The sequence below is a fragment of the Planococcus sp. MB-3u-03 genome (assembly GCF_002833405.1).
In the GTDB taxonomy this organism is placed as follows: domain Bacteria; phylum Bacillota; class Bacilli; order Bacillales_A; family Planococcaceae; genus Planococcus.
Genome location: NZ_CP025135.1, coordinates 1173678 through 1195263, shown reverse-complemented (window position 1 = coordinate 1195263; position 21586 = coordinate 1173678). Strand labels below are relative to the sequence as shown.

21 protein-coding genes, 1 pseudogene and 1 riboswitch are annotated in these 21586 nt (G+C 48.2%); of the genes and pseudogenes, 6 read left to right on the top strand and 16 right to left on the bottom strand.

Annotated elements, in window-relative coordinates; translation table 11 throughout:
* Positions 1-10: 10 nt before the first annotated feature.
* The 14 genes and pseudogenes from sufC to CW734_RS07140 form a co-directional block, all read right to left on the bottom strand.
* Positions 11-790 (bottom strand): Fe-S cluster assembly ATPase SufC, encoded by a 780-nt coding sequence (gene sufC, locus CW734_RS07200; RefSeq protein WP_058381212.1) that lies wholly within the window; start codon positions 788-790, stop codon positions 11-13.
* A gap of 345 nt (positions 791-1135) precedes the next feature.
* On the bottom strand, positions 1136-1291 hold the full coding sequence (locus tag CW734_RS18470; protein WP_167399234.1) for a YuzK family famiily protein: 156 nt from the start codon (positions 1289-1291) through the stop codon (positions 1136-1138).
* Between the two features lie 200 nt (positions 1292-1491).
* Positions 1492-2022 (bottom strand): hypothetical protein, encoded by a 531-nt coding sequence (locus tag CW734_RS07195; RefSeq protein ID WP_101189999.1) that lies wholly within the window; start codon positions 2020-2022, stop codon positions 1492-1494.
* A 102-nt stretch (positions 2023-2124) separates the two neighbouring features.
* On the bottom strand, positions 2125-3291 hold the full coding sequence (locus CW734_RS07190) for a dicarboxylate/amino acid:cation symporter (RefSeq protein ID WP_101189998.1): 1167 nt from the start codon (positions 3289-3291) through the stop codon (positions 2125-2127).
* 241 nt (positions 3292-3532) lie between these two features.
* A complete protein-coding gene (locus CW734_RS07185) occupies positions 3533-4363 on the bottom strand; it encodes a MetQ/NlpA family ABC transporter substrate-binding protein (RefSeq protein ID WP_101189997.1) in 831 nt (276 codons plus the stop codon).
* 93 nt (positions 4364-4456) lie between these two features.
* Complete coding sequence (locus tag CW734_RS07180) at positions 4457-5125, bottom strand: methionine ABC transporter permease (protein ID WP_101189996.1); 669 nt, start codon at positions 5123-5125, stop codon at positions 4457-4459.
* Positions 5118-6143 (bottom strand): methionine ABC transporter ATP-binding protein, encoded by a 1026-nt coding sequence (locus tag CW734_RS07175; RefSeq protein ID WP_101189995.1) that lies wholly within the window; start codon positions 6141-6143, stop codon positions 5118-5120. The genes CW734_RS07180 and CW734_RS07175 overlap by 8 nt, the downstream gene beginning before the upstream one ends.
* A gap of 90 nt (positions 6144-6233) precedes the next feature.
* A riboswitch (SAM riboswitch) is annotated at positions 6234-6338 on the bottom strand.
* 35 nt (positions 6339-6373) lie between these two features.
* A complete protein-coding gene (locus CW734_RS07170; RefSeq protein ID WP_101189994.1) occupies positions 6374-6697 on the bottom strand; it encodes a thioredoxin family protein in 324 nt (107 codons plus the stop codon).
* On the bottom strand, positions 6678-7040 hold the full coding sequence (locus CW734_RS07165) for a ribonuclease M5 (protein ID WP_101189993.1): 363 nt from the start codon (positions 7038-7040) through the stop codon (positions 6678-6680). Before CW734_RS07165 ends, CW734_RS07170 begins: the two co-directional genes overlap by 20 nt.
* Before the next feature lie 60 nt (positions 7041-7100).
* A complete protein-coding gene (gene gcvH, locus CW734_RS07160) occupies positions 7101-7481 on the bottom strand; it encodes a glycine cleavage system protein GcvH (protein ID WP_058381220.1) in 381 nt (126 codons plus the stop codon).
* A 77-nt stretch (positions 7482-7558) separates the two neighbouring features.
* Entirely contained in the window at positions 7559-7915 is a 357-nt protein-coding gene (locus CW734_RS07155) for an arsenate reductase family protein (protein ID WP_101189992.1), read from the bottom strand.
* 119 nt (positions 7916-8034) lie between these two features.
* Positions 8035-9816 (bottom strand): acyl-CoA dehydrogenase family protein, encoded by a 1782-nt coding sequence (locus CW734_RS07150; protein WP_101189991.1) that lies wholly within the window; start codon positions 9814-9816, stop codon positions 8035-8037.
* A gap of 66 nt (positions 9817-9882) precedes the next feature.
* Positions 9883-11052 (bottom strand): annotated as a pseudogene (locus tag CW734_RS07145) (acetyl-CoA C-acetyltransferase).
* 28 nt (positions 11053-11080) lie between these two features.
* A complete protein-coding gene (locus CW734_RS07140) occupies positions 11081-13420 on the bottom strand; it encodes a 3-hydroxyacyl-CoA dehydrogenase/enoyl-CoA hydratase family protein (protein ID WP_232787197.1) in 2340 nt (779 codons plus the stop codon).
* A gap of 245 nt (positions 13421-13665) precedes the next feature.
* Between CW734_RS07140 and CW734_RS07135 the strand changes: the two genes are divergently transcribed.
* From CW734_RS07135 to CW734_RS07125, 4 genes are read left to right on the top strand one after another with little or no spacing between them, the layout of a single operon-like run.
* Positions 13666-13986 carry a thioredoxin family protein gene (locus CW734_RS07135; RefSeq protein ID WP_101189989.1) on the top strand — a complete coding sequence of 107 codons (321 nt, stop codon included), beginning with the start codon at positions 13666-13668 and terminating at the stop codon, positions 13984-13986.
* Positions 13987-14035: 49 nt separating this feature from the next.
* Complete coding sequence (locus tag CW734_RS07130; RefSeq protein WP_101189988.1) at positions 14036-14494, top strand: STAS domain-containing protein; 459 nt, start codon at positions 14036-14038, stop codon at positions 14492-14494.
* Between the two features lie 23 nt (positions 14495-14517).
* On the top strand, positions 14518-14694 hold the full coding sequence (locus tag CW734_RS18765; RefSeq protein WP_232787196.1) for a hypothetical protein: 177 nt from the start codon (positions 14518-14520) through the stop codon (positions 14692-14694).
* Positions 14691-15038, top strand: coding sequence for a cysteine peptidase family C39 domain-containing protein (locus CW734_RS07125; RefSeq protein ID WP_232787195.1), 348 nt, complete (start codon positions 14691-14693; stop codon positions 15036-15038). The genes CW734_RS18765 and CW734_RS07125 overlap by 4 nt, the downstream gene beginning before the upstream one ends.
* Here the strand turns inward: CW734_RS07125 and CW734_RS07120 are convergent.
* Both CW734_RS07120 and CW734_RS07115 read right to left on the bottom strand, forming a co-directional pair.
* Entirely contained in the window at positions 15027-15905 is an 879-nt protein-coding gene (locus CW734_RS07120) for a 5'-3' exonuclease (protein ID WP_101189987.1), read from the bottom strand. The two genes, CW734_RS07125 and CW734_RS07120, sit on opposite strands and share 12 nt — an antisense overlap.
* Positions 15906-16219: 314 nt before the next feature.
* Positions 16220-17716, bottom strand: coding sequence for a glycine betaine uptake BCCT transporter (locus CW734_RS07115; RefSeq protein ID WP_101189986.1), 1497 nt, complete (start codon positions 17714-17716; stop codon positions 16220-16222).
* A gap of 392 nt (positions 17717-18108) precedes the next feature.
* Here CW734_RS07115 and CW734_RS07110 point away from each other — a divergent pair, with 392 nt between their 5' ends.
* Both CW734_RS07110 and CW734_RS07105 read left to right on the top strand, forming a co-directional pair.
* Positions 18109-18843 carry an SDR family oxidoreductase gene (locus CW734_RS07110; RefSeq protein ID WP_101189985.1) on the top strand — a complete coding sequence of 245 codons (735 nt, stop codon included), beginning with the start codon at positions 18109-18111 and terminating at the stop codon, positions 18841-18843.
* A 23-nt stretch (positions 18844-18866) separates the two neighbouring features.
* Positions 18867-20339, top strand: a complete 1473-nt coding sequence (locus CW734_RS07105) for an aldehyde dehydrogenase family protein (RefSeq protein WP_101189984.1) — start codon at positions 18867-18869, stop codon at positions 20337-20339.
* The last annotated feature ends 1247 nt before the right edge of the window (positions 20340-21586 follow it).

Sequence of the window (21586 nt, the reverse complement as noted above, 5' to 3'; positions counted from 1 at the left end):
CTCCTTCCAATTATGCTTCTTGTCCGACAGTCTCGTCTTCGATGCCGAGTTCTGCCTTGATCCAGTCATAGCCTTCCGCTTCCAATTTATGCGCTAGTTCAGGTCCGCCGGATTTCACGACGCGGCCTTGCATCATGACATGGACGTGATCTGGCGTGATGTAGTTCAACAGGCGTTGATAGTGAGTGATGATCAAGCAGCCGAAGTTCTCGCCCTTCATTTGGTTGATGCCGTCAGAAACGACTTTCAATGCATCGATATCAAGACCGGAGTCAATTTCATCAAGTACAGCGAATGTCGGTTTGATCATCATCATTTGGAGGATTTCGTTGCGTTTCTTCTCGCCGCCAGAGAATCCTTCGTTCAAGTAGCGCTGTGCCATGTCCTGGTCCATTGCAAGAGTTTCCATTTTGCTGTCAAGTTCACGGATGAATTTCATCAATGAAACTTCGTTGCCTTCTTCGCGGCGTGCGTTCATCGCAGAGCGCATGAAGTCAGCATTTGTGACGCCGGAGATTTCGCTCGGGTACTGCATAGCTAGGAAGAGTCCTGCGCGTGCGCGCTCGTCGACTTCCATCGCCAATACGTCTTCTCCGTCCAATTCGATCGTACCTTGTGTTACTTCATATTTAGGATGCCCCATGATTGCTGACGCCAAGGTAGATTTCCCTGTACCGTTCGGCCCCATGATGGCATGGATTTCGCTCGTGTTAATTGTGATGTTTACACCTTTTAAAATCTGTTTTCCTTCGATTTCAACGTGTAGATCTTTAATGACCAAAGTTGACATGTAAATACCTCCATAATGTTATTGAAGAATGCCTCGCACTCTTAATTAGTATCATTCTAATCTTAACTTATATCGACTTCAGTAGCAAATGTTAAAATCGGCCGCAAGTCTTAGCCAAAACCATTTTGAAATCCGTATTTCCTAATGTCTACAAGCAAATTCCAGCTGGCCTCGCGGATTTCCTACATTTTCAATAAAGTTAGGCTAAATGAGAATTCATTTCAATAAACTTCGTGTAAGACACTAGATTCCACATGCTTGGGCATAGAAAAACCGGACAGAGAAATCACTCTGTCCGGCAGCTTCATTTTAATGTTTGAATGTATGTGGATCGTGTATCTATTGCTATTCGCGGTGCGCTTGGCGCTCGATCTGTGCCGCAACCGACTGGCCTTGGCGATAATCCTGCTCACGGCGCTGTTCAACTTCAAGGATTTTTTGCGGGTCATTTTGGTATTCGTTCAGTCCGTACCCGTGTACGTCTCTGAATGCCTGTTCCATTTTTTCCGTCTTTTCAATACCTTGAGAATCGATAATAAACCATTCCTTTCGAGTTATCTTATTTTTACTTTTACAAGTATACCCGACCGTCCAAAGATTAAACAAGATAAATAATCTAATTTATCTGAAAATAGACCTATCGTCATAGTTATTGGGAATATATAGAAAAAGCTGCCCGTTATACGGACAGCTTTCATAAATTATTGGCTTACTTCGTTATATAAATTAGATGCAACCAAGCCGTTTTCTTTCAATATTTCATTGAAAGTAGCATCCGCTTCGGCAAATTTATCAGCAGCCGCTCCGAATTCAGGTGCATCTGTTCCAAGTTCTTCGATTTTCATCTCGTAAGATGAAGCGATCGAAGCCAATGCCCCGTCGATTTCCTCTTGATGATCGCTTAGCGATTCAGGCACTTCGATTGATTTTACCGCTTGCATCGCTTGTTCAGCAGAGCTTGCAGCCGCTTCTTTCATCTCAGCAAGTTCTGTACCGCTTGGCAGTGTATCTTCAGCTTGGGCAATTTCAAAATCGTTCAGCTGTGCGTCTTCTTTATTTATTTCTTTGGAAACGGATAGATAGAATTGCATCAATTGGCTTTTGATGCTTTCTTTTCCGGATTCCATCGTGGCAGATCCAGAAGCCGTTTCAGTTGTGTCAGTGGATTGTTCGGTTCCGCATGCCGCGAGCAACAAGGCCGCAGATAGGCCGAGGATTGTGATTTTTTTCATGATCGTGCCTCCTGATTTTCATATCCAGCATATGATAGCATAGCCCGATTTATCCGTATAGAGAGCATGAAAAAGCCGGAATTCATTGAATTCCGGCATAATTCATGCTTTTTGGGATGGAGTGAAACGGTCGACGATATTCGCGAGCGCCCCGTCTCCTGTTACATTGGCTGCAGTTCCGAAACTGTCCTGAGCCATGTACAAGGCGATCATCAAAGCGACCATCGTCTTGTCGAAGCCGAGCATCACTTCCAGCAAACCAATGGCTGCCATGACAGCGCCGCCTGGAACGCCGGGAGCCGCAATCATCGTCACGCCAAGCATGAGGATGAACGGGAAGAAGCTGCCGAATGACGGCGACTGCCCTGTCAATAAAATCACGCCGATTGCACAAGTGACGAGCGTAATTGTACTGCCCGATAAATGGATCGTTGCAAACAATGGGACCGTGAAGTCAGCCACACGTTCTTTCACGCCCGTTTTACGTGCTTGGCGCAAAGTGACAGGAATGGTAGCTGCTGATGATTGAGTGCCGAGTGCCGTGAAGTAAGCCGGCAGCATCGTCCGGATCAAAGCGAACGGATTTTTCTTTCTCAATACCCCTGCAGTGGTGTATTGGCCCGTGAGCATGACCCAATGCAAAGCGATGATCAGGATGAAGACCACCGCAAATAGTGAAAGGATCTCCATTACAGCCCCACCGTACGCCATGTTCGCAAAAATACCGAAGATGTGGAATGGCAATAGCGGGATTATGATGTATGAAATAACTTTTTCAATGATCTCCTGGAACTCTTCGAAGAATGATGCCATCGTCTTGCTTCCTGTAGAAGCCATGCCGATTCCGAGCAAGAACGCCAAAATCAAGGCGCTCATCACGCCGAATAATTGCGGAATTTCCAGTTCAATGAAGCTTGAAGCAAGCGCATTTGCCGGGTCATCCAAGTTGTTCAGCGAACCGCCTTCCATCAAATTAGGCAAAATGGAAGAAGCTACGATAAAGGCCAGGACGCCTGCCACGATAGTGGATAGATACGCGACTGCAGTCGCAAGGCCCAATAATTTCCCCGAACCTTTGCCGAGTTTTGCAATACCTGGTGCAATAAAACCGAGAATGATCAATGGCACGATAAAATTCAAGAACCCTCCGAAAATTCCTGTGAACGTAGCAAATACACGGACGAGCGCTTCTGGCGCAACAGAGCCGATGAGTACGCCAAGCACGATGGCCAGCACAATCCGCGGCAGCAAACCGAATTGAAATTTCATAATCTTGTCCTCCCTGTGAAAACAGTTGTTTATTCGTTATTATGTGAAATTACCATAGTTTTCGAAAAGCTAATAGCTTTTTCCTAAATCACGTAATATTTTTATTATTTCGAAAAAATAATAAAATGTTTTGAAGGATTGCTGAAAGTGTTTTATTCCGCAAGCTCTTCCGTTCCCCCCCTGTTTTTCAACATAAAAAAACGCGATGCATTCCTCTCGGGAATGCATCGCGTTTTATGGTTTATTGTTCAACAGGAATGACAGCGCCGTCCCATTCTTCAAGGATGAAGTCTTGGATTTCTTGTGAAGTCAAGACTTCGACTAGTGCTTGAATGTCTTCGTTTTCTTCATCACCGGATTGAACGACGATCAGGTTGGCATAAGGAGAATCCGAACCTTCAAGTGCGATTGAATCTTCCATCGGCTTCAAGCCTGCATCGATAGCATAGTTGGCGTTGATGAATACTGCATCGCCTTCATTTGCTTCGTACATTTGCACGAGTAGCGCCGGTTCGTATTCTGTCTCGAACTGGATGTTTTTCTCGTTTTCAACGATGTCGCTGACTTCAGCTGTTGTTTTGTCAACATTTTCATCAAGCTTGATCAATCCTTCTGCTTCAAGAATTGACAGCATACGACCGTGCTCCGCGACAGAGTTGCTCATAAGAATCGTTCCATCTTGTGGAATCTCATCCAAAGACGCAATGTCTTTTGAGTAGATGCCCATTGGCTCGATGTGGACCGCGCCAGCATTGGCGAAGTCATATCCGTGATCGGCAATTTGTGCTTCCAAATAAGGAATGTGCTGATAATAGTTGGCATCCAGATCCCCTGATTCCAAGTCTTGGTTCGGAAGGATATAATCCTGGTATGTTTCGATTTCAAGCTCAATTCCTTGTTCTGCAAGGATTGGTTTTGCCTGTTCTAAAATCTCTCCGTGAGGCACGTTAGAAGCGCCGACTGTCAACGTGCTTGTTTCTTCGCCTTCTGAACCGCCGCCGTTGCTTTCTTCAGCGCCGCAAGCCGATAACGCCAATACTGCTGCAAATGAACCGAATACTAATTTTTTCATTACAAAATTCCCCTTTTCTTCTATTAAATGTAGTTTTATATAATACCGGGCAATGACTGCCCCTTTTTATTTAATCGATCCGCCCAAGACGGCTTAGCGTTTATCGGCTCTGCTGGTCAAGAAGTCACCGACAAATTGGACGGCGAAGACGATGACCAAAATCAAGATCGTCGAGACGAGAGTTACGTCTTCGCGGCTTCGTTGGAACCCGTCCAAGAACGCGAGCGTCCCGAGCCCTCCAGCGCCGATGATGCCTGCCATGGCGGTATAGCCAACCAAGGCGATGGCGGTTACGGTGATTCCGGAAATCAAAGCGGGTTTTGATTCAGGCAGCAGCACTTTGCGGATAATCGTCCACGTCGTCGCTCCCATCGAGCGCGCGGCTTCGATGACGCCTTTGTCGATTTCTTTCAAGGCGATCAGCACCATGCGGGCATAGAATGGAGCTGCCCCGATGATCAATGCCGGGAGTGCAGCGTTCGGCCCACGGATGCTGCCGATCAGGAATTTCGTGAATGGGATAAGCAAAATGATCAAGATGATAAATGGAATCGAACGGAATATATTAACGAACGCTCCTGATAGCCAGTTGACCACTTTATTCGCCCATAATTGGTTGGGTGCAGTCAAAAACAGGATAACGCCTAGCACGAGCCCGATGATAAAGGTGAACAGCGTGGACACTGCCGTCATGTAAATCGTTTCGAGCGTCGCTTCCCACATAGCTTGCCAATCAACGTTCGGGAACAAATTCTCAAGCATTGCCCATCACCTCCGTCTGTACATCATGCGCACCGAGGAAGGCAAGTGCCTTTGCGATCTCATCTGCTGTTCCCTTCAATTGAAGGATCAGTGTGCCATAAGCACCGCGCTGTGTGTGAGAGATATTGCCGTGGACGATATTGACTTCCACTTTGTATTCCCGGATCAGCTGCGTCAGGATCGGCTGCTCCGCCTGGTCACCGACGAATATCAATTTGACCAATTGCCCTTCCGGATATTGCTCGCGCAAATGGCGGACGGTCTCTGCCGAATCTTCCGTCTCGGTCACTTGGGCAACAAAGCGCTTCGTGATATTTTCCTTCGGATGCTGGAAGACATGCAGCACTTCGCCCAGTTCGACGACGCGGCCGCCTTCCATGACGGCAACCCGATGGCAAATCTTCCGGATGACGTGCATTTCGTGCGTGATCAAGACAATCGTCAAGCCAAGGCGCTTGTTGATGTCGACCAACAAATCCAAAATCGCATCGGTCGTTTGCGGATCGAGTGCCGATGTCGCTTCATCGCAAAGCAAGACTTCAGGGTCATTGGCCAGTGCCCGGGCTATGCCGACGCGCTGCTTCTGCCCGCCGGAAAGCTGGGCTGGATAGGCGTTTTCACGCCCTTCCAAGCCGACCAGTTCAATCAGCTCTGCAGAACGCTTGCGCCGCTCCTCTTTCCCCACTCCGGCAATCTCGAGAGGAAATTCAATGTTCTCCCGCACGGTCCGCGACCACAGCAAATTGAAATGCTGGAAGATCATGCTGACCTTCTGGCGGGCTTTGCGAAGCTTCGGTCCCGAAATCGCCGTGATGTTCTGGCCGTTGATCTCAACAGAACCTTCACTCGGCTTTTCAAGGCCATTCAGCAGGCGGATCAAAGTACTTTTCCCTGCTCCGCTATAGCCGATGATGCCAAAAATCTCGCCTGCCGGCACTGTCAAATCGACATGGTCGACAGCCGTCAAACGCACTTTGCCGGTATCGAATATTTTTGTCAATCCTTTTAACTCAATCATGATTGGGCACTCTCCTAAATCTTTTGCTAATAAAAAAACCTTCCTGCTCAGATAAGCAGAAAGGCACATGTGTAAACACAATAAACCGTTCTCTCATCTTTCAAAGCCTGAACTTTGAGTGACTTGGCACCATTTCATTTTCATGACGGTTGCCGGGCTTCATCGGGCACTTCCCTCCACCTCTCTTTATAAGAGTTACGCTATTAAGTTAATTTCAGAAATTAAATTTATCATGGCTGGCTATATTCGTCAACCGATTTCAATTTCTCATACAAATAAGGCACCGATTGGAAAGCATAGACCTTATCCGTCACTTTGCCATCCTGGGAGATCAGCAGGCATGGCACGCTTTCCACTTCGTAGAGCTCCGCGACTTCCTGTACATAATTCAAATTGGCTTTGCCCATCGGGAGGCCCGGCAAAAGTTCCGCAACTACGCCAAGCATCTTGCTCGCGACTTGGCAGGTGCCGCACATCGGCGTATACAGATAATACGCTGCCACAGGCTGTGTGTTTTTTTCCTTGAGCCATTCTTTATGTGTCCATTCGTTCATAATAGTCATTCCCTGCTACTGGATTTAAGACCTGTACATCGGCTGCGATGAGCACATCGATCAGCTTGCGCAGCGGCGTCGTCGCCACCTCTTTATAACTTCGGTCGATGTGGAAATGGCGGGCTTCCGGAAATTCGCGCTTGATGAGCTTGCGCAGTTTATCGCCGGAAGCGTCCGCATCGACCAGGATGATGATATCCTGACCTTCAAAAGGCAACAGCATTTCCTCGAGTCTTGTAGCACTTACTGTACCATTTGTGCAAAGAATCGTCACGGGTTCTGCAATCAAGGGAGCTATCCGGGTCTTGTCGCTGATCCCTTCAACCACTATCACTTTCTCCATACGTATCCCCCCAGAAAACGATATATGAAAAAAAGCGCCATAAAGAGGCGCTTTCCGAACTTACTCGTTTGTCATTTCTTTATATTCGTCAGCTGACATCAATGCATTGACCTCATCTTCGGAAGGGGCTTCCACAACGACCATCCACGCTTTTTCATAAGGGGATTCGTTGACGAATTCCGGGCTGTCTTCAAGCTCAGAATTGACTTCGACGATTTTGCCGCTGATCGGCGCATACAATTCCGATACCGTTTTAACGGACTCGACGCTGCCGAATGGCTCGTCTTTTTTCAGCTCGTCGCCGACTTGCGGAAGCTCGACAAATACGATGTCTCCAAGTTCATCTTGCGCGAAATGAGTAATGCCGATACGTGCTTTGCCGTCTTCGACTTTGACCCATTCGTGTTCTTTTGAATAGCGAAGCTCTTGTGGTGTGCTCATCCAAACCCCTCCAAATATGTAATTGACTCAATTTCAGTTTGCCACAACCAAGGATGAAAAACAAGACGACAAACTTGTCAACTCCATGTATTTGCGTATACGTCTTCCTTGAAGCCGAGTGTCGCCTGAGAACCGTCCCAAGCGAGCGGGCGTTTGATCAGCATGCCGTCCGACGCCAGCAATTCATATTGCTCATCTGCGGACATGTTCGGCAGTTTTTCCTTCAATCCGAGTTCGCGGTATTTCTTGCCGCTCGTATTGAAAAACTTCTTCAGCTCGATGCCGCTCGTTTCGTGGATTACTTTCAACTGTGCTGCGGAGGGCGGGGTTTGCGAGATATCGATGTAGTCGAACTCCGCACCATTCGCCTCAAGCCATTTCTTGCCTTTTTGGCAGGTCGAGCATTTCGGGTAAGCGTAATACTGGATCATCAAATCTCCTCCTGTCTTGTAACCAAGCATATCAAAATGCCCCGGGCCAGTCGACTGCCGAGAGATTGGTTTTATCCGAATAAAAACAGGAAGGGTTTCCCCTTCCCGTTCTTTGTGGTCGATTAAACGACGTATTTTTCTGTGTTGATCAATTTTTCGGATGCTTCGCGTTTTTTCGCGATCAAGTTATACGGTGTTGAACGCGTCAATTTGCGGAGGGCGGACAGCATCATGCGCTGATTGTCGCCATCGATTGCTGCGATCAAGGTTTCTTTCGCATCTTTTTCGATTTCTTCCAAAGCTTCCTGGCAGAAGATCTGCGTATAAAGAAGTTTCTGCTTCGCTTTTTCTTCGCCGCTTGCCGCAATGGCTTTTTCTGTGCGCAAGACGACAGATTCCATCGCGAACACATTGCTGACGATATCAGCGATGTTCACGAGCACTTCCTGCTCCGCTTCCAGTTTCTTGCCATAAGTTTGTGCGGCAAGGCCGGCTGCCAAGATGGCGATTTTCTTGGCGTTTTTCACCAAAGCTTTTTCCTGGGCCAAGGCTTCCGTTCCGACTTCTTCCGGCATCATCATCAAAAGCTCTTCCTGCAATGCTTGTGCATGCTCAAGAAGCGGCAACTCGCCTTTCATCGCTTTACGGAGCAGCGTACCCGGTACGAGCAGGCGGTTGATTTCATTTGTTCCTTCGAAGATTCGGTTAATGCGGGAATCGCGGTAGATGCGCTCGATTTCATACTCCTGCATGAATCCGTAGCCGCCGTGCAGCTGGACGCCTTCATCGACGATATAATCCAAAGTTTCCGTTCCGAAGAATTTATTCAATGAACATTCGATGGCAAATTCAGCGATGGAATCCGCGACCAGTTTGCCGTCAGCTTGCTGCTCATCCGTGAAGCCGCTCATGCGGTCTTCGAACAAGCCGACTGTACGGTAAACGGAACTTTCAACAGCATACAATTTAGAGGCCATTGTCGCCAACTTCTCTTTTGTCAGGTTGAAAGAAGAGATCGGCGTCTTGAATTGCTGGCGCTGGTTCGTGTAAGGAATCGTCAATTCCATTGCGCGCTTGGATGCGCCGATTGTGCCGACGCCCAGTTTGTAGCGCCCAATGTTCAAGATGTTGAAGGCGATGATGTGTCCGCGCCCTGCTTCGCCGAGAAGGTTTTCCACTGGCACTTCTGCATCTTCCAAGATCAATGTACGTGTGGAAGACGATTTGATGCCCATTTTCTTTTCTTCCGGGCCAACCGATACGCCCCCGAAGTCGCGCTCGACGATAAATGCCGAGAACTGTTCGCCGTCGATTTTTGCATAGACCACGAAGACATCCGCAAATCCTGCATTTGTGATCCATTGCTTTTCGCCGTTCAAGACGTAATGCGTACCCGCCTCGTTCAGTTTCGCGACGGTTTTCGCACCCAAAGCATCCGATCCGGAGCTCGGCTCAGTCAAGGCGTAAGCTGCGATTTTCTCGCCCGTTGCAAGAACCGGCAAGTATTTCTTTTTCTGTTCTTCGTTACCGAATAATACGATCGGCAGCGATCCGATCCCGACGTGTGCGCCGTGAGTGATGGAGAAGCCGCCCGCTTTGGACATTTTCTCAGCAATCAAAGCCGATGCGATTTTGTCGAGACCGAGCCCGTCGTATTGTTCCGGAACATCTGCCCCAAGAAGCCCGAGTTCGCCCGCTTTTTTCAAGAGCTTAACGGAATGCTCGAATTCATGGTTCTCCAACTTTTCGACCAAAGGCATAACTTCCGTGTTGACGTAATCCTCTGTCGTTTTGGCGATCATCTTATGCTCTTCCGTGAAATCTTCCGGCGTGAACACACGCGATAGGTCTGCATCTTCGATCAAGAAGCTTCCGCCTTTGATCAATGTTTTTTCTTGTTCCATTTTCCATTCCTCCCAATTTATCGTTTATCTTGAATCCCCTGTTAATCGTATCCCCCAAAGTTCTCTTTACAACATTTCAAAGACGCCGGCTGCGCCCATTCCGCCGCCGATGCACATCGTGACGACGCCGAATTGTTTGTTCTGGCGCTTCAATTCACTGAGCATGCGCAAAGTCAGAATCGAACCTGTTGCACCAAGCGGATGGCCGAGTGCGATGGCGCCGCCGTTCAAATTGATCTTGTCCATGTCCAAGCCAAGCTCGCGGATGACGCCGAGCGATTGAGACGCGAATGCTTCGTTCAGTTCCCATACATCGATATCGTCTTTCGTCAGGCCGGCAAGTTTCAAGGCTTTCGGAATCGCGACGACCGGGCCGATGCCCATGACTTCCGGCGGAACACCGCCTGTTGCGAATGAACGGAATTTTGCAATCGGCTTAAGGCCAAGCGCTTCCGCTTTTCACGGTCCATGACGAGCACTGAACCTGCTCCGTCAGAGGTCTGCGAAGAGTTGCCCGCTGTTACCGTGCCGCGCCGAGAATGCTGCGCGCAGTTTATTGAGTGTCTGGATGGAAGTGCCGTGGCGCACCCCTTCATCCATTTCGAACATAAATGATTTTTCCTGGTATTTGTTCTGGCTGTCGACATAGCGCTGGATCACTTCGACTGGCACGATTTCATCGACGAAATGTCCTTTTTCGATTGCCCTAGCCGCATTTTCATGGGACCGGACCGCAAAAGCATCCTGGTCTTCCCGGCTGAGGCCGTATTGTGTCGCCACTTGTTCTGCCGTATGGCCCATGCTCATGTAATATTGCGGGGCTGTTTCGGCGATTTTAGCGTTCGGACGCAGCACATTGCCCATCATCGGCACCATGCTCATCGATTCGACGCCGCCGGCAACGATTGCTTCGGCGTGACCGACCATGATTCGTTCAGCGGCATAAGCGATCGACTGCAGGCCTGATGAACAAAAGCGGTTGACCGTGACAGCCGGTGTCGTATCCGGAAGCCCCGCGAGCGCCCCGATATTACGGGCAATGTTCATGCCTTGTTCTGCTTCCGGCATGGCACAGCCCATGATCAAATCATCAATGGGACCGTCATATCCAGCCCGCTTCAATGTTTCCCGTACGACGAGTGCCCCGAAATCATCTGGACGCACCGAGGCGAGAGAACCTTTTTTTGCTTTCCCGACCGGCGTTCTGGCTCCGGCCACAATTACTGCTTCGCGCATATCATTTCCTCCTCTATCTAATCGGCGATCAATTGCGTAATGGTTTCCCTTTGACAAGCATATGCTGCATGCGCTGCTGTGACTTCGGTTCAGCAACGAGGCTCAGGAATGCTTCACGTTCCAAATCGAGCAAATACTGCTCATCGACTTTCGTACCGTATGGCAGCTTGCCGCCTGATAATACATAAGCCAGTTTTTTGGCAATTTTCATATCGTGTTCGCTGATATAACCGGACAACAGCATGCCTTCAGCACCTAGCAGCATCGCGGCATAGCCCGCTTCTCCTGCGACCGGCACTTTTTCTCTTCTCGGCGCCTGGTAGCCATTATCATGGAGCGACAATGCCAATTGCTTCGCATCGTAGATCAAGTGGTCGCTATTGACGCTGATGCCGTCGACGAAATTCAGGAAATTGTTTTCGCGTGCTTCATCTGCGGATGTCGACACTTTGGCAGTCGCGATCGATTCGAATACGCCCGCTGCCAAATTGACATAGTCTGCCGTGACATGGTTCGGCAAGCCTTTCAATTGCTTCATATACAATTCTTTGTTTCCACCGCCGCCTGGAATGAGTCCGACGCCTGCTTCCACTAAGCCCATATAGGTTTCCATAGATGCCTGTACGCGTGCTGCCGGCAGGATGACTTCCGCCCCGCCGCCGAGCGTCATGCCGAATGGTGCTGCAACGACCGGCTTCGAGCTGTACTTCAATTTTAGCATCGCGTTCTGGAACGTACGGATCGTCAAATCCAGTTCAAAGATATTGTCGTCTTGTGCTTCCATCAAAATCATGCCGAGGTTGGCGCCGACACAGAAGTTCTTGCCTTGGTTGCCGATGACGAGCCCTTTGTAGTTTTTCTCGACTTCGTCGACCGAGAAATTGATCATCTGCATGATATCGAGCCCGATCGCGTTCGAACGTGAATGGAATTCGAGCAATGCGATGCCGTCCCCAAGATCGATCAAGCTTGCACCGGAATTCGATTTGATGACGCCGTGCTTTTTCTTGTAGCGCTTCAAGTCGATCACTTTTTCATTGACTGGAACGGGCTGGTAATCTGTCCCGTCAAAATAATACAGATCGCCGTTCTCTTCTTTATAGAAGGAATCGAACCCTTTTTCCACTAGCGCTTGTGCAAATGCCGGCACTTCTAAGCCTTGTGCGGCCATTTTTTCTGTTGACTGCTTGACGCCGATTGCATCCCACACTTCAAAAGGTCCCTGTTCCCAGCCGAAGCCCCATTTCATGGCGTTGTCGATGGCGACGATATCGTCTGCAATCTCGCCGTGAAGCTGTGCGGAATAGACGAGTGTCGGAGCGAGGATGCTCCACAGCAATTCGCCTGTGCGGTCGTCTGCATAAACCAGCGTCTTCATTTTCGCGGACAAGCCTTTTTGCTGCTTGGCCAGTTCCTGTGAAGGCGTTTTCAATTTTTGCGATGGGCGGTATTCCATCGTGTCCGGGTCAAGCTCCAGAATTTCTTTGTCTTTCTTCTGGAAAAAGCCTTGTTTCGCTTTTGCGCCGATCCAGCCGTTTTCGACCATGTTTTTCATGAATTCAGGCGTTTTGAACACTTGCTGTTCTTCGCCTTCGGTTTGATCGTAGACGTTTTTCGACACATGCATGAAGGTGTCGAGCCCGACTACGTCCAGCGTGCGGAAGGTAGCGGATTTCGGGCGGCCGATCAATGGTCCGGTAACAGAATCCACTTCACCGACAGAATAGCCGCGGTTTTGCATTTCACGCACCGTGACGAGCAAGCCGTATGTGCCGATGCGGTTGGCGATGAAATTCGGCGTATCTTTTGCCAGGACGACGCCTTTCCCTAAGCGGTCTTCGCCGAATTGCTGCATGAATACAACGACTTCCGGAGCTGTCGCGTCTGCCGGAATGACTTCAAGCAGTTTCAAGTAGCGCGGCGGGTTGAAGAAATGAGTGCCGAGGAAATGCTTCTGGAAGTCTTCCGAGCGCCCTTCTGACATCGCATTGATGCTGATGCCTGATGTATTGGAGGAAATGATGGTGCCGGGCTTTCTGACTGCATCCATCTTTTCATATAGTGATTTCTTAATATCCAAGTTTTCTACGATGACTTCGATGATCCAATCCACTTCGGATAGTTTCTCGAGATCGTCTTCCAAATTACCTGGCGTGATCAGCTGCAAGTTTTTCTTTTGTGTCAGCGGAGCAGGCTTTTGCTTCAATAGTTTTTGAGTGGCAGTCGCTGCAATCCGGTTGCGGACTGCTTTGTCTTCTAGTGTCAGCCCTTTCGCTTGTTCTTCTTTCGTCGCTTCTTTCGGGACAATGTCGAGCAGCATGACCGGAATTCCGATATTGGCTAGATGAGCTGCGATTCCAGATCCCATGACGCCAGATCCGAGCACGGCTGCTTTTTGATTTTGTATGACACGAGCAAACCCTCCTATTTTGAATGAACACTCATTCATTTTCTGGGTAAAAAGAAATACTTTCCTTCTCGTTCTTAGTGTAAATTATTTTCCCTATTTTCGCAATATTTAATCGGAAGATTTTTCTGCCGCTTTTATTCAAGCGCTTGGAGAGAAAGCAAAAAAAGGGTAAGATTAAAAAGACTATTAAAGGAGGCAATTTAATGAAATCCCTAAAAACAACTGAACAGTTTAACGATACAATTCAAAACGGCCAACCGGTCATCGTGAAATTCCAGGCTGGATGGTGCCCTGACTGCACGCGCATGGATATGTTCATCGACCCGATCATCGAACAATACGACAATTACCAATGGTTTGACGTCAACCGCGACGAACTTCCGGAAATCGCAGAGCAATATGAAGTGATGGGCATCCCGAGCCTGCTGATCTTCAAGGACGGCGTAAAACAAGCACATCTCCATAGTGCCAATGCCAAAACCCCCGCTTCTGTCATCCACTTCCTGGAAGAACAGCAAGCTTAAAGGCGTAAACCCGATACATTCATGAATAATAAAAAGCAGAGGTGCCGAAATGGATCCACAACAAGAAATTAAGGAATTGCAAGATCTCGTGGCGTATTATCAAGACGTCATTTACAATATGTCGGCACCGATCATCCCTTCGATTGTCCCGAATACCATTCTCGTGCCGATTGCCGGGTACATCTTCCGCGACCGCTTCGAGACGATCCGGACGAAAGTGCTCGACTATGCCGATAGCCACCGCGATACAGAACAAGTGGTTTTCGACTTCACCGGTGTGGCGATGCAAGACGTCCAGTCATTTGATTTCAATGAACTCGCACTCGAACTGACCCAATTGAACAGCGCCTTGAAATTGATGGGCTTGCGCGGCATTTATGTCGGCTTTAACCCGCGTTTTGTAAGGGAAATAGTTCATGCAGGCATTCATGTCGATTTGGAAGTCTATACAACATTCCGCAGCGCCTTGCAGACTTTGCTCAATGAACGAGAAGCCAAGCTGCGCTGAACCGTTTAGAAGGAGGATGCATCATGAAAGTGCTGCTGCCTTTTCAATCAATGAACCAATACGCTGAACATGTACCGGCCGCCTACCGTGCTTCTGCATGCGGGCCGGTCACCGCTGCCTCCATCCTGCTCTACCACGAAGGCATGGCACCGGGGATCGGGCCGCTTTATAAAAACTCGGGACGACGCCAATCGGCTTGAGCGCGTTTTGCCTGATCCGGCGATTGAGAAAACTGGCCGGGCCGCGGTATGATATCAAACGGGTTCGCTCAACCGAACAGATCAAACAGCAACTCGATGCCGGCTATCCGCTCGCTGTGAAATTCGACCGTTATTTTTCATTGCGCTGGCGCCAAAAAACCACTTTCACTTATCATTGGGTCCCGCTCATCGGCTATGAGGAAACTGGGGACGATTTGCTGCTGTTCATTCACGACAACGGACAAAAAAACCGCCCGAGCAAGCTGCGGGCGGTGTCGTTCCGGGAAAACCGGGGCGTATTGAGTTTCGTCCAGATTTCACCGGTGTCGAAGTCAGATAAATGATTTTTCCAAAAGTCTTGCGAGCAGGCGGAATTCCCGTTCGTCGCATATCCTTACCAAATCAGAAGAATAATCGGGCACTGCGATTTCCTCGAGTGCCACATCGAGCTGGAGGTCATCTTTAATGACCGCCAGCTTTTTCGATAGCGCGAGCATATCCTGATGCTCTTCGATTTTCTTTTTCTGGGCCGGCTTCAGCTCCTCGATATGTTCAAGGACCCCTTCGACCGAACCGTAGCGCCGGATCAACTGGAGTGCCGTCTTAGGCCCGATGCCTTTGACGCCAGGATAGCCGTCGCTCGGGTCGCCCATGAATGCTTTCACATCAGCGAACTGTCCCGGCATGATGCCATACTCTTCCCCGAATCGTGCATCGGTATAGAGATCATAGATATGAAAGCCTTTTTTCATGAAGGCGATCTTGACCGACGGGTTCAATAGCTGAAGCATGTCTTTGTCGCCGGTGATGATCGTATAATCCGCCTCGTCCGGCCATTTTTTCGTAAACGATCCGATAAAATCATCTGCTTCGATGCCCTTTTCGCCGTAATTTTTCCATCCGAGAAGCTCGGACACTTCACGCGCCTGGTCGAATTGATGCACCATATCTTCAGGCGGCGCCGGCCGGTTTGCTTTATAGCCGTCGAACATCTCGGTGCGGAAGGTATGCGCGCCCATGTCCCAGCACACGGCGATATGGGTCGGCTTCATCAATGATTTTGCGGTGAGCACGTGGCGCGCGAATCCTTGTACGCCGTTTGTGGCGAGCCCGCTTTCTGTGCGGAAAAACTGCCCGACGCCTGCTGTTGCAAAATACGAACGGAACAATACCGCCATTCCGTCTACAAGCATAATATGTGGTTTTTCCAAAAAGTACTCCTCCATTCAACACGATTTCCATTATCCATTATACGCGACTTTCCATAGAAAAAGGGTGCCGGACTTCCGGCACCCTTTTCGTTCTGTGTTTTCCGAAGCTACTTGCTTGCTTTCCGTGGGGCGGGAATCGAGCCTCCTCAACCGCTTCGCGGTCTGCGGGGTCTCTCAAACCCGCTGATCCCACAGGAGTCAAGCAAACGCTTCTCCAAACACTTTGAAAGTTCACTGAATTTTTTATGCAGGATAAGCTTTTGCTCACTTTTACATATAGAGAGCTATCCTCTAGTTCAGCATCTTTTCATAGTTTATCGTTTGCGCTTGATTGCTTTGTATTCAAGGTTCAAGGCTTTGTAGAACGACGCCATCATCATTAGCATGATGAATGAGAACGGGAAGGCGGCGATGATTAATGCCGTCTGCAAGGACCCGAGTCCGCCTGCAAAGAGCAGGATGACCGCGATGGTCGATTGCGCAATCCCCCACGTCAACTTCACGGCGTTCGCTGGATCCAAAGATCCGTTTGAGCTTTGCATGCCGAGAACAAACGTCGCCGAGTCGGCAGATGTGATGAAGAAGGTCGAAATGAGCAAGACTGCAACAATCGACAACAACATGCCAAGCGGCAATTCATTGAACACCGCAAACAAAGTTTCTTCTGTCAACAATCCAGTCAAATCGACGCCGCTGCTTTGCACATCGATTGCCGTTGTACCAAATGCTGCGAACCAGATGAAGCTGATGAACGTCGGAATGAGCAAGACGCCAAACAGGAATTCACGAATGGTCCGGCCTTTGGAAACGCGGGCGATGAAAATCCCAACAAACGGTGACCAAGAAATCCACCAAGCCCAATAGAAGATCGTCCAGCCATCAATCCATGACCGGTTTTCCCCATTGATTGGAGCTGCACGGAAACTCATATTGATCAAGTTCTGGAAATAGCTTCCGAGTGAATCGGTGAACATATTGAAAATCAACAAGGTCGGCCCAAGAACGATGACCAACACCAATAGTGTAATGGCAAGCACCATATTGGTATTCGACAAGTACTTGATCCCCTTGCTGATGCCTGACCAAGACGATGCCATGAACAGCACAGTGACAACTGCGATGATGATGATTTGCGTGATCAGGCTATCTCCTGGAATGCCATCAAACAAATACGCGAGCCCTCCGTTAATTTGAATAGCACCGAAGCCAAGAGTTGTCGCAACGCCGACCGCTGTTGCAAATACAGCGATAACATCGACCAACACACCCCATGGGCCTTTCATGCGGTCGCCGAACAATGGGCGAAGCGTCGAAGAAATAAGCCCCGGCTCGCCTTTACGGAATTGGAAGTATGCCAACGATAACGCAACTACCGCGTAAATCGACCATGCATGGATGCCCCAGTGGAAAAATGTAAAACGCATGGATTCCCGGAACGCTTCCTGAGATCCCGGCTCAGCTGTCGCCGGGTCGATCGCAAAATGCGAAAGCGGCTCTGCCGCACCCCAGAATACGAGCCCGATACCCATGCCCGCTGAAAACAGCATCGCAATCCATGTTGCAAATGAGTATTCCGGCTTGTCCGTGTCTTTACCTAAGCGAATCTGCCCCATTGGGCTGACAAGGAAGTACAGGCAAAACAGAACCATTACTGAAACGATCAATAAATAATACCAACCGAACGAAGTAGTCAGGAATGATTCCATATTGCCGGTAACTTCCGCAAAATGTTCTGGAGCAAGCGCACCGTAGCCAACTGCCAAAGCAATTAGAACGATCGAGATCCAAAACACGTTTGTTACTTTATTCATATAGTCTCCTCCTTTTAATTTCTTCACAAGATATTACGCTACGGAACATTGGCGCGCTTGTCAACTGTCTGAATTATGTATCAACATAGCGCTTAGCTTCAATATCAAATACCCCTAGCCATGCGCCATGAAACAATGGAAAACAAGCCCAACTGCCCAAGACGACCGATAGGATTGCCTTGGGCAGTTGGATGCCCCATCTTTAAAACGGTTCGCTGAATCCGAGTGAAATGCAAATCAGCCAGAGAGGCAGCCGCCCCGTGCCTTATCGAGCCGCAGCAGCAAACAGGCCTGGCTTGTTTAGACAAACGGCGATTGCGGGTAAAGAAATGGGATGTCTATATTAAAGGATATTTACCATTATCTATAACAGAACTGGAGCTGAACAGAATATGGCACAGAAAAATACGGCAATCGTCACTGGGGCCAGCAGTGGTATTGGCCAAGCTACCGCAAAGGAACTGGCTGCAAAAGGCTACCATGTCATGCTCGCTGCACGGCGAGAGGAGCGCCTAGTGGAACTGAAGAAAGAAATCGAAGCTGAAGGCGGAAGCGCAGATTACAAAGTGACCGACGTGACTTCAGTAGACGACATGAAATCACTGGCACAAGAAACACTTGAGAAAACCGGGAGAATTGACGTATTTGTCAATAATGCCGGGCTCATGCCGCTGTCATTCATGAATAAGCTGAAAATCGATGAATGGGACAAGATGGTTGATGTCAACATTAAAGGAGTCCTCTACGGGATCGCAGCTGTACTGCCGATCATGGAACAACAAGAATCCGGCCATATCCTGAATGTCTCTTCTGTTGCGGGGCATCAAGTTTCAAAAGGCAGCGCCGTGTACAGCGGCACGAAATACGCGGTGCGCGCCATTTCAGATGGGCTGCGCCAAGAGATCGATCCATCGCATGAAATCCGCGTGACCATCGTATCGCCAGGTGCGGTCGCAACCGAATTGACAGATACCATCACTGATGATGATGTACTCGACAGCTTCAAGAGCATGTCCATGGAACCGCTACAGGCGGAAGATATCGCGAATGCTATCGGCTATGCGGTGGAACAGCCATCACACGTCGACGTTAACGAAATCTTGATCCGCCCGAGACAACAGCCTTAAGAAAAAGAATGGAGACGATCTAAATGAAAACCGATTTTTCCAAGATTTTTATAAACGGCGAATGGACTTCTGGGTCCAGCGACAGCCAAATGAAAAACACCAATCCGTTCACCGGTGAAGAGCTAGTGACGACACAAGCAGCCGATAAGAACGATTTGGATGCTGCCTACAAAGCAGCAGAAACCGCACAGCTTGAGTGGGCGAAGGAATTGCCGCAAGCGAAACAAGCGGTCATGGAAAAAGCCATTGAAGTCATGAAAGAAAACAAAGAATTGATCATCGAATGGCTCATCAAAGAAGCTGGCAGCACGAAGATCAAAGCGACGGTCGAATTCGGCGCATCGATGAACATTTTGAAAGAAGCGGCGACCTTCCCGTTCCGCATGGAAGGAAAAATCATGCCTTCCCAGCAACCGGGCAAAGAAAACCGCGTCTACCGCAACCCGCTTGGTGTCATCGGCATCATCAGCCCGTGGAACTTCCCGTTCCATTTGGCCATCCGCTCGATCGCGCCGGCACTAGCCACTGGCAATGCCGTCGTCATCAAACCGGCAACCGATACGCCGGTAACTGGCGGGCTCCTGTTTGCGAGCCTGTTCGAAGCAGCTGGGCTACCTAAAGGATTGCTCAATGTAGTCGTTGGCCGCGGTTCTGAAATTGGCGATGATATCGTCACTCATCCAACACCGCGTTTGATCTCATTCACCGGCTCGACTCCTGTCGGCAAACACATCGGTGAACTGGCTGGCGGCGCATTGAAGAAAACCGCCTTGGAACTTGGCGGCAATAATAATTTCATCGTGCTCGGCGATGCCGATATCGACCAGGCCGTAGACTCTGCCCTATTCGGCAAATTCTATCACCAAGGCCAGATTTGCATGTCGATTAACCGCATCTTTGTCCACAAGGATATTTACAATGACTTTTCTGAGCAGTTCATTGAACGCGCTGGCAAGTTGAAATACGGCAACCCTGCAGAAGCAGATACGCAAGTCGGCCCGCTTATCAACCGCGACCAAGTCGACCGTATCCTAAAAGATATCGATGCCACGGTCGAACAAGGCGCGAAGATCCGCCTCGGCGGTAAAGCGGACGGCAATGTCCTTGAGCCGACAGTCTTAACCGGCGTCACGAACGACATGCCGCTTGCAGAGAACGAAATCTTTGGCCCTGTCGCCATTCTCATTCCGTTTGAAAGCGACGAGGAAGTCATCGAACAGGCCAATAAATACCCGTTCGGTTTGAGCGGTGCTGTGCATTCAGCGAACATCGAACACGGCACGAACATCGCCCACCAAATCGAGACGGGCATGATTCACGTCAACGACCAATCGGTCAACGACGAAGCGCATATGCCATTCGGGGGCGAAAAAGACTCTGGCCTCGGCCGCTTTAACGGCGAATGGGTGCTTGAGGAATTCACTACCTTGAAATGGCTGTCCGTGCAACATCAGCGCAGACAGTACGGGGCATTTGTGGATAATACGAAGAAATAGAATAGAAATGGAAAACCGGCAGTTCCCACTATAGGAGCTGCTGGTTTTGCTCTAACAGCATATTTTATAAGGAGTAAATCTAGCTTATTATTTTGCTTGGTAATATACTCCTTTAAAATTTGATCATCATTGTTCTTTTCCAACTTCAAATACGCAACGAATTTATTATAGTAGAAGAGCAATGAAATTTTAACAGCCTATCCGCGGAAAGCATCCGCCTGAACGGAACTCAACAGCTTTCTATAAGGTACAAAAAAAAGCCAAAACCCTTAAAAAAGGGATTTTGGCTTTTCGTAGTAAACTCCATAAAATTCTATGGAGACGGCGGAGTCGAACCCGCGTCCAGAAACTCAGCTACTTGAGCATCTACGCGTGTAGCTTACTTATTTATTAAGGTTTAACTCGTTAAGGAGTATTACATATTTACGAACTTGGTTCAAAGACCTTCTATTTTTCATTATATACTAATTAACACTAATTTTATAGAAGAAACTCATAAAATGTTGCAAAGATGAGAGTGCTTATACCTTCAATTTTTGGGGCATAGATCATCCCCAGAAAAGTTTGTATCTCTGCTCTCATCCTACAGATTTTATAATTCTCTCTGCCCAAGGTTTCAAAATTTTTAAGGATGTATATGATCAGATCTTTCTACTTTTGGAGGGTCTTGAAATTTAGTTGCCTGAAACTCTAATTGATTTTCTATAGTAGAATTTATTTCTATTAATTGATAGGAAGAAATAATTGTATTCTTTCCTTTATTAAACGGTGCCACAATTAATCTTTTATCATATTCAGCAATAACTATATAATCTTCCCGTTATCTTTGAAAACAAGATATTCATCTTTTTGAAGCATTAGCCATACCTATTAGACTAGCGAAAGAACCAAGTAAAATAAAGGTCACAAAACAAGATAATTATAAAGCCTTTAGTAGATTCAAAGAACATAAATCGCATTACTTCTATAAACGGAGTTTTCTTTCATTATTTCACTTTTGAAGTTATTTCTATAATTTCTAATACCACCACTAAAAGAAGAAATGATTATCGGCAATATAATAAATAAAAGTATAGAGACCCTAACATAATAAGAGTAGTCCTACCCAAATTAAGGTAGGTTTGTAATACCATCCACAAAAGTAACGGCAACAGAATCAATATTTAAATATATAGCGACTGATAATTTTATTTTCATTACTTTTATCTAGCATAATTACTGTTTGTACAATAGGAGACAAATTAAAA